The 14,396-nt window shown below is 73.9% G+C and carries 11 protein-coding genes; 2 read left to right on the forward strand and 9 right to left on the reverse strand.

The genetic code is table 11. The annotated features are described in order from the left end of the window. Positions 1–437: 437 nt before the first annotated feature. Entirely contained in the window at positions 438–1,061 is a 624-nt protein-coding gene (gene pdxH, locus OOK31_RS32940; protein WP_267091232.1) for a pyridoxamine 5'-phosphate oxidase, read from the reverse strand. Positions 1,062–1,299: 238 nt separating this feature from the next. On the opposite strand from pdxH, the gene OOK31_RS32945 reads away from it, so the two are divergent. After that, positions 1,300–2,406, forward strand: coding sequence for a citrate synthase 2 (locus OOK31_RS32945; RefSeq protein WP_267091064.1), 1,107 nt, complete (start codon positions 1,300–1,302; stop codon positions 2,404–2,406). Positions 2,407–2,521: 115 nt separating this feature from the next. Here OOK31_RS32945 and OOK31_RS32950 read toward each other — a convergent pair whose 3' ends face one another. The 7 genes from OOK31_RS32950 to OOK31_RS32980 form a co-directional block, all read right to left on the reverse strand. Then, complete coding sequence (locus OOK31_RS32950) at positions 2,522–3,127, reverse strand: TetR/AcrR family transcriptional regulator (protein WP_267091065.1); 606 nt, start codon at positions 3,125–3,127, stop codon at positions 2,522–2,524. After that, positions 3,115–3,855 carry an enoyl-CoA hydratase family protein gene (locus tag OOK31_RS32955; RefSeq protein WP_267091066.1) on the reverse strand — a complete coding sequence of 247 codons (741 nt, stop codon included), beginning with the start codon at positions 3,853–3,855 and terminating at the stop codon, positions 3,115–3,117. Before OOK31_RS32955 ends, OOK31_RS32950 begins: the two co-directional genes overlap by 13 nt. 313 nt (positions 3,856–4,168) lie before the next feature. Then, positions 4,169–5,326, reverse strand: a complete 1,158-nt coding sequence (locus tag OOK31_RS32960) for an acyl-CoA dehydrogenase family protein (RefSeq protein WP_267091067.1) — start codon at positions 5,324–5,326, stop codon at positions 4,169–4,171. After that, positions 5,323–7,236: a biotin carboxylase N-terminal domain-containing protein gene (locus OOK31_RS32965; RefSeq protein WP_267091068.1), complete on the reverse strand. Its 1,914-nt coding sequence runs from the start codon at positions 7,234–7,236 to the stop codon at positions 5,323–5,325. Before OOK31_RS32965 ends, OOK31_RS32960 begins: the two co-directional genes overlap by 4 nt. 8 nt (positions 7,237–7,244) lie before the next feature. After that, a complete protein-coding gene (locus OOK31_RS32970; RefSeq protein ID WP_267091069.1) occupies positions 7,245–8,843 on the reverse strand; it encodes an acyl-CoA carboxylase subunit beta in 1,599 nt (532 codons plus the stop codon). Continuing rightward, the gene (locus tag OOK31_RS32975) at positions 8,840–10,660 is read right to left on the reverse strand and encodes an acyclic terpene utilization AtuA family protein (protein WP_267091070.1); all 1,821 of its coding nucleotides are present in this window, start codon (positions 10,658–10,660) and stop codon (positions 8,840–8,842) included. Before OOK31_RS32975 ends, OOK31_RS32970 begins: the two co-directional genes overlap by 4 nt. Then, a complete protein-coding gene (locus OOK31_RS32980) occupies positions 10,657–11,472 on the reverse strand; it encodes a TIGR03084 family metal-binding protein (protein ID WP_267091071.1) in 816 nt (271 codons plus the stop codon). Before OOK31_RS32980 ends, OOK31_RS32975 begins: the two co-directional genes overlap by 4 nt. A 334-nt stretch (positions 11,473–11,806) precedes the next feature. Here OOK31_RS32980 and OOK31_RS32985 point away from each other — a divergent pair, with 334 nt between their 5' ends. Then, complete coding sequence (locus OOK31_RS32985; protein ID WP_267091072.1) at positions 11,807–13,429, forward strand: CocE/NonD family hydrolase; 1,623 nt, start codon at positions 11,807–11,809, stop codon at positions 13,427–13,429. Positions 13,430–13,446: 17 nt separating this feature from the next. Here the strand turns inward: OOK31_RS32985 and OOK31_RS32990 are convergent, their stop codons facing one another. Then, positions 13,447–14,391 (reverse strand): DMT family transporter, encoded by a 945-nt coding sequence (locus tag OOK31_RS32990; RefSeq protein WP_267091073.1) that lies wholly within the window; start codon positions 14,389–14,391, stop codon positions 13,447–13,449. Positions 14,392–14,396: the final 5 nt, after the last annotated feature.

Consider the following 14,396-nt stretch of genomic DNA (forward strand, 5'->3'; position numbering starts at 1 on the left):
GAGGCCAGTGTAGGGAGCAACTCCTGTGTGAGATAGGTGAGTTGCTCGGCTTTGTGCGAGCCCGATAAATAAGTTGAGGCCCCCGGGAGGCGGGTCTAGGCTCTGCATTACACGAGAAGGGAGGTGGTTCCCGAAATGTACGGAAACCGGACGCGTGAGGTGGCTGCGGGCTAACGGCCCGTCGTCAGCAACGCACCCAGTGCGGTGCCCGGCGGAGTCGCCAGGTGCCAAACCCAAGCAGTCACCCGACCCGCGGGCTCGCCGGTACGTCCGGCCGGCCTCTCCCACTGCAGGGGAGAGACCCGAGCCCGCGGGTCGCCTGCGTTTGCGGGCGACCCGGCGCCGTGTGGCGTGTGGCGTGTGCCGCTGAGGGACGCGGCCCGCGCCCAGGGGCACCGCCCGGGTCCAGCAGCGTCGTCCACTCCAGCGGCGCGGCCTCAGGGACAGAGCCGCTCGACGCGCCACTTGTCGCCGTCCAGGACGTACCGCAGCCGGTCGTGGAGCCGGTTCTCGTGGCCCTGCCAGAACTCCACCGCGTCGGGCACGACCCGGACGCCGCCCCACTCCGGCGGCACCGGCACCTGCTCCCCCTCCGGGTAGCGCTCCGCGAGCTCCGCGTACCGGCGGTCCAGCTCGTCGCGCGAGCCGATCACCCGGGACTGCTCGCTCGCCCACGCACCCAGCTGGGAGCCGTGCGGCCGGGCCCGGAAGTAGGCGGCCGTCTCGTCCCGGCCGATCTTCGCGGCGGTCCCGGTGACCACGACCTGGCGGGCGATCGGATGCCAGGGGAAGAGCAGCGAGACGTACGGGTTCTCGTCGATCTCCCGGCCCTTGCGCGAGCCGTAATTCGTGAAGAAGACGAAACCGCGCCCGTCGAACTGCTTCAGCAGCACCGTGCGGGAACTGGGCCGGCCGTCCGCGGAGGCGGTCGAGACGACCATGGCGTTGGGTTCGAAGACGTGCGCGTCGGCGGCCTGCCGGAACCAGCGGGCGAACTGCGCCATCGGGTCGTCGGCCAGGCTCTCCTCACGGACGATCTCGGAGCGGTACTGCTTGCGCATGACAGCGGGGTCAAGGTCCTGATCGGTCACGCCGACATCCTGCCCCAGGACTCAGGCCGGGGGTGTGCCGTATGTCACGCTTCCGAACGCCAAGCGGAACGGACAAAATCTTGGGGCCGGTCCGAGGGGCCCTGTGGGGGTGACCATCGGCCGTGCCGGGCATCAACGGGGATGACCGCGCCGGACCGCGAATCACGCCGGGAGCCGCGCGTGTTCGCACTATCTGAGGAGCCGCCTGATGTCCGATTTCGTACCCGGACTCGAAGGGGTCGTCGCGTTCGAGACGGAGATCGCCGAGCCTGACAAGGAAGGCGGATCGCTCCGCTACCGCGGGGTCGACATCGAAGACCTGGTCGGCCACGTCTCCTTCGGGAACGTCTGGGGCCTGCTGGTCGACGGTGCGTTCAACCCCGGCCTGCCGGCCGCCGAACCCTTCCCGATCCCCGTCCACTCCGGCGACATCCGCGTCGACGTGCAGTCCGCGCTCGCCATGCTCGCCCCCGTGTGGGGCCTGAAACCCCTGCTCGACATCGACGCCGAGACCGCGCGTGACGACCTCGCGCGGGCCGCCGTCATGGCCCTGTCCTACGTCGCCCAGTCCGCCCGCGGCCAGGGCCTGCCGATGGTGCCGCAGCGCGAGATCGACAAGGCCGAGTCCGTCGTCGAACGGTTCATGATCCGCTGGCGGGGCGAGCCCGACCCGAAGCACGTCAAGGCCGTCGACGCGTACTGGACCTCCGCCGCCGAGCACGGCATGAACGCCTCCACGTTCACCGCGCGGGTCATCGCCTCCACCGGCGCGGACGTCGCGGCCGCGCTGTCCGGCGCGGTCGGCGCGATGTCCGGGCCGCTGCACGGCGGGGCGCCGTCCCGGGTGCTCGGCATGATCGAGGAGATCGAGCGCACCGGCGACGCCGTGGCGTACGTGAAGAAGGCCCTCGACAAGGGCGAGCGGCTCATGGGCTTCGGCCACCGCGTGTACCGCGCCGAAGACCCGCGCGCGCGGGTGCTGCGGCGCACCGCCAAGGAGCTGGACGCCCCGCGCTACGAGGTGGCCGCCGCGCTGGAGAAGGCCGCGCTCGAGGAACTGCACGCGCGCCGGCCCGACCGGGTGCTGGCCACCAACGTGGAGTTCTGGGCCGCGATCATGCTGGACTTCGCGGAGGTCCCGGCGCACATGTTCACGTCCATGTTCAGCTGCGCCCGGACCGCCGGCTGGTCGGCGCACATCCTGGAGCAGAAGCGCACGGGCCGCCTGGTGCGGCCGTCGGCGCGCTACACCGGGCCGGGGAAGCGCGACCCGCGCGACATCGAGGGGTACGCGGACATGGCGGAGACCGCCTGATCGTTTTGAGTACCGGGCGCCGTGCTCCTTCGGGGGGTGCGGCGCCTTGTGCGTGCCGCGCCTTGTGTGGGTGCGGGCCTTGTGTGGGTGCGGGCCTTGTGTGGGTGCCGCCCGGTCAGGCGAGCGTCGCCTCGATGATGCGGGACCACTGGGCCACCACGCGGGCGCGGCGGGCCGCGTCGTCGGTGAGGACGTTGGCCAGGCCGAGGCCGCGGGCCATGTCCAGGAGGCCCTGCACGGTCTCCCGTACGCCGGGGACCGACTCGTCCGCGCCGAGCAGCTCGACGGCGATGCGGTGGGTCTCGCGGCCCACGCGGGCCTCCAGCTCGGTGACGCGGGGGCGGAGCTGCTCCTCGTTGGAGGCGGCGACCCACAGCTGGAGGGCGGCGCGGAACAGGGTGCCGGTGTACAGCTCCACCAGGGCTTCGACGACCGCGGGGCGGGCGGCCGGGCCGGCGTGGAAGAGCTCGCGCAGGGCGGTGGAGCGTTCCTCCGAGACGTACTCGACGGCGGCCGTGAAGAGGTCCTCGCGGGTCGGGAAGTGGTGCTGGGCGGCGCCGCGCGAGACCCCGGCGCGTTCGGCGACGACGGCGACGGTGGAGCCTGCCCAGCCGTGCTCTGCGAGGCAGGAGACGGCTGCCTCCAGGAGGTGGCGGCGGGTGACGCGGCTGCGGGCCTGCTTGGGGGTCGTGGGGGTGGTCGCGTTTGTCAGCGTGCCCATGTGGGGTCCCGGCGTTCGAAGCGGGCGGTGATGCCTTCGCGGGCCTCGTCGGAGGCGAAGAGGCGGGCGGAGAGTTCCGTCAGGCGGGCGCCGTCGCGGGCCAGGGCCTCGCGGACCTCGGCGGTGACCATCTTCTTGGTCTCGGCCAGGGCCTGCGGGGAGGCCTTGCGCAGGCCGGCCAGGACCGGGGCCAGGGCCGCGTCGACGTCGTCCTCGGTGTGGAGGGTCAGGAGGCCGATGCGGGCCGCCTCGGCGGCGTCGAAGGCCTCGGCGGTCAGGAAGTAGCGGGAGGCGGCGCGGGGGTCGAGGCGGGGCAGCAGGGGCATCGAGATGACGGCGGGGGCCAGGCCGAGGTGGGTCTCGGTGAAGGCGTACGAGGAGGCGGGGCCGGCGGCGGCGATGTCGCAGGCGCCGAGGAGGCCGAGGCCGCCGGCGCGGACGTGGCCGGTGACGCGGGCGACGACCGGCTTGGCGAGCTCGGTGAGCTCGCGGAGCAGGGCGAGGAAGTCGGCGGGGTCGCAGGGGGACTTCAGGTCGGCGCCCGCGCAGAAGGTGGTGCCGGTGTGGGTGAGGACGACGGCCCGGGTCGCGGGGTCCGCGGCGGCCGCCGCGAGGGCTTCGCGGAGCTCGGCGACCAGCTGGGCGGAGAGGGCGTTGCGGTTCGCCGGGGAGTCGAGGGTGAGCGTGGTGATGCCGGTCGCCTGGGCGGCGTGCACTCGTGGGGCCATGTCTCCTCCGGAGGGGGTGCGTGGTGGGTGGTGGGTGGGCCGGGGCCGGGGTCGGGGACGGGGTGGGGTGCCGTCCGGGATAGGCATGATTTATGGCGCCCGCTCCGGGGTGAGTGTGCGGGGCGGCACCGCGCGCCAACAAATCACGTTTTACATCCCGGACGACACCCCACCCCGTCCCCGACCCCTCACGTCTGTGATCCCGTCCCGGCAGCATCTTTTCCGCTGGCGCAGCCAAATCCAGCTCCGCCGGCCCAATCCAGCCTCGCCGGCGATTGAGGCGCCGGGGTTCGGGGGCTGGGGCCCGGGTGCCCTAGTAGGACTTGGGGAGGCCCAGGGTTTGGTGGGAGATGAAGTTCAGGATCATTTCGCGGCTGACCGGCGCGATGCGGGAGACGCGGGCCGCCGTGATGAGGGAGGCGAGGCCGTACTCACGGGTGAGGCCATTGCCGCCGAGGGTGTGGACCGCCTGGTCCACGGCCTTGACGCAGGCCTCGCCGGCGGCGTACTTCGCCATGTTGGCCGCCTCGCCCGCCGCCATGTCGTCCCCCGCGTCGTACAGGTGGGCGGCCTCCCGCATCATCAGGCGGGCCAGTTCCAGGTCGATGTGGGCGGCAGCCAGGGGGTGGGCGATGGCCTGGTGGCTGCCGATCGGCTCCTTCCAGACCTGGCGGGTCTTCGCGTAGTCGACGGCCCTGGCGAGGGCGTAGCGGCCCATGCCGATGGCGAAGGCGGCCGTCATGATGCGTTCGGGGTTGAGGCCGGCGAAGAGTTGGAGGAGGCCCGCGTCCTCGTCCCCGATGAGGGCTGAGGAGGGGAGTACTACGTCTTCGAGGAGCAGCTCGAATTGTTTTTCCGCTGCTTGGAGTTCCATGTCGATGGGGGTGTACGTGAAGCCGGGGGTGTCGCGGGGGACGATGAACAGGCAGGGCTTCAGGCGGCCCGTGCGGGCGTCTTCGGTGCGGCCGACGATGAGGGTGGCGTCGGCGATGTCGACGCCGGAGATGAAGACCTTGCGGCCGGTGAGGATCCAGTCGTCGCCGTCGCGGCGGGCGGTGGTGGTGATGCGGTGGGAGTTGGATCCGGCGTCGGGTTCGGTGATGCCGAAGGCCATGGTGAGGGTGCCGTCGGCGAGGCCGGGGAGCCAGGTCTGCTTCTGTTCGTCGGTGCCGAAGCGGGCGATGACCGTGCCGCAGATGGCGGGTGAGACGACCATCATGAGGAGCGGGCAGCCGGCGGCGCCGAGTTCTTCGAGGACGAGGGAGAGTTCGGTGATGCCGCCGCCTCCGCCGCCGTACTCCTCGGGGAGGTTGACGCCGAGGTAGCCGAGCTTGGCGGCGTCCGCCCACAGTTCGTCGGGGTGGCGGCCCTCGCGGGCGACGCGGGCGAGGTAGTCGCGGCCGTAGCGGCGGCCCAGGGCGGCTACCGCCGTGCGCAGGGCCTTGTGGTCTTCGGATTCGGTGGGGCTCATGGCTGTTCCTCCTGGACTACGGCGAGCAGGGCGCCGAACTCGACCTGTCGGCCGGTGGTGGCGTGGAGCGCGGTGAGCGTGCCGGAGGTGGGAGCGAGGATGCGGTGCTCCATCTTCATGGCCTCCAGCCAGAGCAGGGGCTGCCCGGCGGTGACGGGGCTGCCGGGGGCGAGGCCCTCGGCGACGCGGACGACGGTGCCGGGCATCGGGGCGAGCAGGGAACCCGGTTCGGTCCGGTCCTGGGGATCGGGGAAACGGGGGACGGGGAGGAGGGTGTGGGAGCCGAGGGGGGAGTCCACGTAGACGGTGTTCGATTTTTGTTTCACGTGGAACGTGTGGCGGATCCCCGCTACTTCGAGGGTGACGAGGGTGGGCGTGGCGGCCAGGACGCGGATTCCGGGGTGGTCCAGGGGGTGGTAGCGGGCTTCGTGTTCCTCGCCGTTCACCGTGTAGCGGCGGGTCTGCGGCTGGGAGCGGAGGTTGCGCCAGCCGCCGAGGCGGGCCGCGAGGGGGGCGTCGGGGGTGGGGGCCGCCTGGGCGAGGGCGGCGGCCAGGACGGCCGGGCCGGGGTGCGGGGTGTCGGCGGTGAGGGCGGTGAGGTGGCGGTCGTAGAAGCCGGTGTCGGGCGCGCCGGCGGTGAACTCCGGGTGGCGCAGGGAGCGTACGAGGAGGTCCCGGTTGGTCCGCAGGCCGTGGATCCGGGCACCGGACAGGGCGTGGGCGAGGATGCGGACGGCTTCCGCGCGGGTGGGGGCGTGGGCGACGACCTTGGCCAGCATCGGGTCGTAGTGGACGCCGACGGTGTCCCCGGCGGTGAAGCCGGTGTCCACGCGGACCGTGCCGGGGACGTCGAGGGTGTGCAGGGTCCCGGTCTGGGGTCGCCAGTCCTGGGCGGGGTCCTCGGCGTAGAGGCGGGCCTCGACGGCGTGGCCGGAGGGTTCCGGGGGTGTCAGGGGCAGGGCGGCGCCCTCGGCGACGCGCAGCTGGAGGGCGACCAGGTCGAGGCCGAAGACGGCTTCGGTGACGGGGTGTTCGACCTGGAGGCGGGTGTTCATCTCCAGGAAGTACGGGCGGCCGTCGGAGGTGACGAGGAACTCGACGGTGCCCGCGCCCCGGTAGGAGACCGCGCGGGCGGCGGCGACGGCGGCCGTGTGGAGGCTCTCGCGCAGGGGTTCCGGCAGGCCGGGGGCGGGGGCCTCCTCGATGACCTTCTGGTGGCGGCGCTGGAGGGAGCAGTCGCGGGTGCCCAGCGCCCAGACGGTGCCGTGGGCGTCGGCGAGGATCTGCACCTCGACGTGGCGGCCGCGCTCCACGTAGGGCTCGGCGAAGACCTCCCCGTCGCCGAAGGCGGAGCGGGCCTCGGCGGAGGCGGCGTCCAGGGCTTCCTTGAGGGCGTCGAGGTCCCGGACGACGCGCATGCCGCGTCCGCCGCCGCCCGCCGCGGCCTTCAGGAGCAGGGGCAGGTCGGCGGGGGTGGCGGTGGCCGGGTCGACGGGGTCGAGGAGGGGGACGCCGGCGGCGCGTACGAGGTCCTTGGCGCGGGTCTTGGAGGCCATGGCCTCGATCGCCCCGGGCGGCGGGCCGATCCAGGTCAGACCGGCCGCGAGGACCTGGCGGGCGAAGTCGGCGTTCTCGGAGAGGAAGCCGTAGCCGGGGTGCACGGCGTCGGCGCCCGCCGCGCGGGCGGCCTCGATCAGCAGGTCGGCGCGCAGGTAGGTGTCGGCGGGGGCGGCGCCGGGCAGGCGGACGGCCGCGTCGGCCTCGCGTACGTGCAGGGCGTCGGCGTCGGGGTCGGAGTGGACGGCGACGGTGGCCAGGCCCAGGGCGCGGGCGGTACGGAAGATCCGTACGGCGATCTCGCCCCGGTTGGCGACGAGGAGGGAGGTGATCGGGTTCGTCGGTCGGGTCATGTGCGGGCTCACATCCGGAAGACGCCGAAGCCGCCACGGGCGCCCTCGACGGGGGCGTTGTGGACGGCCGACAGGCACAGGCCGAGGACGGTACGGGTGTCGCGCGGGTCGATGACCCCGTCGTCGTACAGCCGCCCGGACAGGAACAGGGGGAGGGACTCGGACTCGATCTGGGCTTCGACGAAGGCGCGCATCCCGGCGTCCTGTTCCTCGTCGTAGGGGAGCCCCTTGGCGGCGGCGGACTGCCGGGACACGATCGAGAGGACGCCGGCGAGCTGGGCCGGGCCCATGACGGCGGACTTGGCGCTGGGCCAGGCGAAGAGGAAGCGGGGCTCGTAGGCCCGTCCGCACATGCCGTAGTGGCCGGCGCCGTAGCTCGCGCCGATCAGGACGGAGAGGTGCGGGACGCGGGAGTTGGAGACCGCGTTGATCATCATCGAGCCGTGTTTGACGATGCCGCCCTGCTCGTACTCCTTGCCGACCATGTAGCCGGTGGTGTTGTGGAGGAAGAGGAGGGGGATGTCGCGCTGGTTGGCGAGCTGGATGAACTGGGCGGCCTTCTGCGACTCGGCGCTGAACAGGACCCCTTGGGCGTTGGCGAGGATGCCGACGGGGTAGCCGTGGAGGGTGGCCCAGCCGGTGACGAGGCTGGGGCCGTAGAGGGGCTTGAACTCGTCGAAGTCGGAGCCGTCGACGATGCGGGCAATGACCTCGCGCGGGTCGAAGGGGGTCTTCAGGTCGGGCGGGACGATGCCGAGGAGTTCCTCGGGGTCGTGGAGGGGTTCCTCGGCCGGGGCCGGTTCCGGGTGGGCCCTGCGGTGGTTGAGGCGGGCCACGATCCGGCGGGCCTGGCGGATCGCGTCGTACTCGTCGAGGGCGTAGTGGTCGGCGAGTCCGGAGACGCGGGCGTGCATCTCGGCGCCGCCGAGGGACTCGTCGTCGCTCTCCTCGCCGGTCGCCATCTTGACCAGGGGCGGGCCGCCGAGGAACACCTTCGAACGGTCCTTGATCATGACGGTGTGGTCGGACATGCCGGGGACGTACGCGCCGCCGGCGGTGGAATTGCCGAAGACGACCGCGACGGTGGGGATGCCGGCGGCGGAGAGCCGGGTGAGGTCGCGGAAGATCGCACCGCCCGGGATGAAGATCTCCTTCTGGGAGGGGAGATCGGCGCCGCCGGACTCTACGAGGCTGATGACGGGCAGCCGGTTCTGCAGGGCGATCTCGTTGGCGCGCAGCGCCTTCTTCAGGGTCCAGGGGTTGCTGGCGCCACCGCGGACCGTGGGGTCGTTGGCGGTGACCAGGCATGCGACGCCCTCGACGGTACCGATGCCGGTGACCATCGAGGCGCCGACCGGGTAGTCGCTGCCCCAGGCCGCGAGCGCGGACAGCTCCAGGAACGGGGTGTCCGGGTCGAGGAGCAGCTCGACGCGCTCGCGGGCCAGGAGCTTGCCGCGGTCCCGGTGGCGGGCGGTGTACTTCTCGCCGCCGCCGGCCAGGGCCTTCGTGTGCTCGGCGTCGAGCGCGGCCAGGCGTTCGAGGGCGGCGGTACGGGCCTGCGTGTGCTCGGGGGCGAGCGGGTCGACGGTGGTGCCGAGGCGGGTCATGGGCGGGTCCCCTCCGGGGCGGACGGCAGGAGGTGCGTCGGGATGTCGAGGTGGCGGGCGCGGAGCCATTCGCCGAGGGCCTTGGCCTGGGGGTCGAAGCGGTGGCCGGAGGCGACGCCGTCGCCGAGGAGGCCGGGGATCTCGAAGTTCAGCGCGCGGAGGTTGGGGAGGGGGTGGCGGATGACGGGCAGGGCCCGGGTTTCGGGGAGCAGTTCCTGGAGGGCCTCCACCGTGAGGGTGCGGTGGAGCCAGTCCCAGGCGGCGTCGGAGTCCACCCAGACGCCGATGTTGGCGTCGCCGCCCTTGTCGCCGCTGCGGGCCCCGGCCACTGCCCCGAGGGGGGCCCGGGTGGTGCCCCCGGGCTCCGCCCGGCCCCGGTCCTCAAGCGCCGGACGGGCTGGAACACCGGGCCTCCGCCCCGGACCCGGGATCTCGAGCCCCAGCGGGGCTGAAACCCTGGGGCTCCGCCCCAGACCCCGCTCCTCAAACGCCGGAGGGGCTGGATTTGGGCTGCTGCCGGGGGCCGGGCTGCTCTGTGCAGCGGGGATGGGGAGGGGGGTGCCGTCCGGGAGGACCGCCACGTGGGGGACCTCGGAGGCCGGGACGGCGGACGAGGTGAAGACGCCGTACGGCTGCGCCGCCCCCGGTGGGGCGGTGACGTGGAAGCCCGGGTAGCTGGCGAGGGCCAGTTCGACCGCCGCCGAGGTGAGCCCGCGTCCGACCCGGTCCGGGGACGGGTCGCGGACCACCAGGCGGAGCAGCGCGCTGGCCGTCTCCTCGGTCGCGGCGTCCGCGTGGTCCGTGCGGGCCAGGGTCCAGGTGGCGTCGGCCACACCGTCCAGGGCGTCGGACAGCTGCGCCCGCACCAGGGCGGCCTTCTCCTCGATGTCGAGGCCGGTCAGGACGAAGACGACCTCGTTGCGCCAGCCGCCGATCCGGGTGACGCCCACCTTGAGGGTCGCCGGGGGCGCTTCGCCACGTACGCCCGAGACGCGGACCCGGTCGGGTCCGTCGCCGGTCAGCCGGACCGTGTCGAGGCGGGCCGTGACGTCCGGGCCGAGGTAGCGGGCGCCCTGGGTCTCGTACAGGAGTTGCGCGGTGACGGTGCCGGCCGAGACGGTGCCGCCCGTGCCCGGGTGTTTGGTGATCACCGCCGTGCCGTCCTCGTGGATCTCGGCGAGGGGGAAGCCGGGGCGGCGGACGTCGTGGGCGGTGAAGAAGGAGTAGTTGCCGCCGGTGGCCTGGGTGCCGCATTCGAGGACGTGGCCGGCGACCACCGCTCCCGCCAGCCGGTCCCAGTCGTCGGGGGCCCAGTCGAACCACCAGGCGGCCGGGCCGCTGACCAGCGCCGCGTCCGTGACCCGGCCGGTGACGACCACGTCGGCGCCGGCCCGCAGGCAGGCGGTGATGCCGGCGCCGCCGAGGTAGGCGTTGGCGGTGAGCGCACCGTCCGCGTACGGCATCAGGTCGTCGCCCTCGACGTGCGCGACGGACACCGGGACGCCCACCTTCGCGGCCAGTTCCCGTACGGCGCCGGCGAGTCCGGCCGGGTTGAGGCCGCCGGCGTTCGCGACGATGCGGACGCCCCGTTCGTGGGCGAGGCCGAGGCCTTCCTCCAGCTGCCGCAGGAAGGTCTTGGCGTAGCCGAGGTCCGGGTTCTTCAGGCGGTCGCGGCCGAGGATCAGCATGGTCAGTTCGGCGAGGTAGTCGCCGGTCAGTACGTCCAGCGGGCCGCCGGTCAGCATCTCGCGCAGGGCGGCGGAGCGGTCCCCGTAGAAGCCGGAGGCGTTGCCGACGCGCAGCGGGCGGCGGCTCACCGGGCGCCGCCCCGGGGTGCGCGGCCGGGGCCGGCGGGGCCCGCGAAGGCCTGGGCGATGTCGAGCCACCGGTCGGCGTCGGGGCCGGTGGCGGTGAGCGCGAGGTCGGCGCGGTGGGCGCGCTGGGTCACGAGGAGGCAGAAGTCGAGGGCGGGACCCGCCACCCGCTGGGGGGCGTCGGCGGGCCCGTACGTCCACACCCCGGACCCGTCCGGCGCGGCGAGTTCCACGCGGAACTCGCCCTCGGGAGCCACCAGTCCCCGTACGGCGTACGCGTAGTCGCGGGCCCGTACGCCGATCCGCGCGACGTGCCGCAGCCGGGCGGTCGGGGTGCGGCGGACGCCGAGCGCGTCGGCGACGTCCTGGCCGTGCGCCCAGGTCTCCATCAGCCGGGCGCTCGCCATGGAGGCGGCTTTCATCGGGGGCCCGTACCAGGGGAAGCGGGTGTCGGGCGAGGCGGCGCCGAGCACCCGCGCGAGGTCCGTCCGCCCGGCCCGCCAGCGCCGCAGCAGTTCGGCGGGCTCCAGCCGGGCGCCTTCCTCGGCGCCGTCGTCCACGAAGGAGTCGGGCGACTTGAGGGCCACCTCGACCTCCCGTGCGAAGCCTTCGGCGTCGGTGAGGGCGAGCAGTGCGGCCCGGTCGGTCCAGTGCAGGTGGGCGATCTGGTGGGCGACGCTCCAGCCGCTCGCGGGGGTGGGGCTCGACCACCGGTCGTCCGGCAACCCGCCCACCAGGGTGTCGAGTTCCTGACCTTCCCCCTCCAGGTCGGCGAGGACGGCGGTGGCGGCGGTGACGGCGGACGGATCGGGCACGGCGTGCTCCCCTCTCGGCGTGAGGGGAAGCCTGGCAGCCCGCCAGAAAACAATCAAGCACGCTTGCATGATTTTTGCAGCCTTCGCCGCTTTCCCGCCACGCCCGCCAACTCGACCGCACAGCACACCCGTTAGCTTCCGTGGCGGGTTCACCGAGGCCCGCCCGCGCCCGGGCGCCGCCGCCCCCGGGGGGCGATTTCGGACGTACGCCGGAAAGACACCGAACAGCACCGATGTCGCGCCTGATACTGAACGCTCCGCTCGCCGCTCCACGTCCGCAGCGACACGTCCACACCGACACGTCCACACCACTCGACGACGAGGACGAACCGACGTGAACTCCGCATCCCCCGAGGCCTTCTCCCTGCACCCCGAACTCGACTCCGGCTCCCTCACCGCCTTCGCCGCCGCCCTGGAGACCGGCGACACCACCGGCCTGCCGCCCGCCCGCGCCGCCGAGGTGGAGGCCGTACGGGCCGTCGCCGTGTTCAGCCGGGGCAAGGTGGCCGGGGCCGAGGGGGACCTCCTCGACGCGGCGCTCTGGCGGCACACCGGCACCGCGCCCCGCCCGGCGGTGGTCATGCCCTCGCCCTGGTCGCACCTGGGCTGGATCGCGTACGCCGTGCAGGCCACGCTGTTCGCCGCCGAGGGCTACGACGTCATCGCCTACACCGCCCGGGGCTTCGCCGGCTCCGGGGGCCAGGCCGACCTGGGCGGCCCCCTCGACGTCGCCGACGGCGGCCGCGCCCTGGACCACCTCCTCGAACGCACCGCGGGCCCCGTCACGCGCATCGGCTTCCTCGGGGCCTCCTACGGCGCCGCCCTCGCCCAGCTCGTCGCCGCGCACGACACCCGGGTCGACGCGGTGGCCGCCCTCAGCGGCTGGGGCGACCTGGGCGGCGTCCTCTACGAGAACTCCACCCGCCGGGTCGCCGCCGCCCAGGCCCTGCTCGCCGCGGCCGGCCGGGCCCGCCTCGCCCCCGGTACGGAACGCGCCCTGGACAACGTCCTGACCGGCCGGGACACCGAGGCCACCCAGCGCTGGGCGCAGCAGCGCTCACCCCTCACCCACGTCAAGGAGCTCAACCGCCGCCAGGTGCCGGTCTTCCTCGCCCATGCCTGGCACGAGACCCTCTTCCCGCCCAACCAGGCCCTCGCGCTCTTCGACGAACTCACCGGCCCCAAGCGGGCCGACCTCTCCCTCGGCGACCACCTGGGCTCCGAGCTGACGGGCCTCCTCGGACTCCCGAACCGGCTGTGGACGGACGCCCACCGCTGGTTCGGCCTCCACCTGCGCGGCCTCGACGACGGCATCGGCGCCGAGGGCGAGGTGCTCGCCGAGACCATGTGGACGCGGGCCCTCACCCCCGCGCCCACCTGGCGCTCCCTCACCCACCGCGTCCGGCGCCTGCACCTCACCGGCACCGCCTCCCTGGCCGCGGAACCCGACCCGGGCTGGGCGGCGACCGTGCTGTGCGGGGTCGACACCGCGGCCACCGTCGCCGACGCGCTCGTCCGGTCCGGGTCCGCCGAGCTCGCGGGCCGCCCCCGGACCTACCCGGCCGACGCCGTCGACCCCGACGCGGCCGCCGCCTGGACCTCCCCGCCGCTGCCCGGGACGACCCGGCTGCGCGGCGTCCCCCGGCTGCGCGTCACCTACCGCGCCCCGAACCCCGGCTCCAGCTTCGTGGCGTACCTGCTGGACCTGGCCCCCGACGGCACGGCCCGCCTGATCACCCACGCCCCGTACACCGACCTCGGCCCGGCCCCCGACGCCCTGGTCACCGCCGGGCTGGACCTCCAGGCCACCGCCTACGACATCCCCCCGGGGCACCGCGCCCGCCTGGTCCTGACGGCCCGCGACCCCTTCTACGCCGACAGCAACCACCCCCGCGCCGCCCTCTCCTTCACCTCCCCGGACCCGACCCCCTCCTACCTGGAGCTGCCGCTGGGCTGACGGGCGATGGCGGCGCGCTACGCGTGAGCCTTGCGGCCCGTCTGGGAGCGGACCGCGCCCATGCTCGCCGCGATCACCAGGGCGATGGCGAGGGCGTCGAGCGGCGACAACGCCTGGTTCAGGACCAGGAAGCCGGCTGTCGCCGCGATCGCCGGTTCCAGGCTCATCAGGATCGCGAAGGTCGGGGCGGGCAGCCGGCGCAGGGCGAGGAGTTCCAGGGTGTACGGCAGCACCGAGGACAGCACCGCCACGCCCAGGCCGAGGGCGAGGGTGCTCGGGCGCAGCAGGTCGGAACCCGCCTCGATCACGCCCAGCGGCAGCGAGATGACCGCCGCCACGGCCATCGCCAGGGCCAGGCCGTCCGCCTGCGGGAAACGGCGTCCGGTGCGGGCGCTGAAGACGATGTACGTCGCCCACATGGCGCCCGCGCCGACGGCGTAGGCCGCGCCCAGCGGGTCGAGGCCGCCGAAGCCGCCTCCGCCGTGGGTGGACAGCAGGACCACGCCGGCCAGGGCGAGGCCGGCCCACAGCATGTTCACCAGGCGGCGCGAGACGATCACGGACAGGGCCAGCGGGCCGAGGACCTCCAGGGTCACCGCGGGACCGAGCGGGATGCGGTCGATGGCCTGGTAGAAGAGGCCGTTCATGCCCGCCATGGCCACGCCGAACGCGAGGACCGTGCCCCAGTCGGCGCGGGCGTAGCCGCGCACCGTGGGCCGGCACAGGACCAGCAGTACGAGCGCGGCCGCCGCGAGGCGCAGGCTGACCACGCCGGCCGCCCCCACCCTGGGCATGATCATGACCGCGAGGGCGGCCCCGAACTGCACCGAGACGCCGGCCGAGACCACCAGGGCCACCGGGCCGAACCGGGCGCCCTGCGTGGGGGCGGCGGGGGTCGTGGCGGTGGCGGGCACGGCAGGGGTGGCAGGGGTGGCCGTCGGGGACGGGGAGGGTGCGGGCATCTCTC

Source organism: Streptomyces sp. NBC_00249, from assembly GCF_026342355.1.
Taxonomy (GTDB): domain Bacteria; phylum Actinomycetota; class Actinomycetes; order Streptomycetales; family Streptomycetaceae; genus Streptomyces.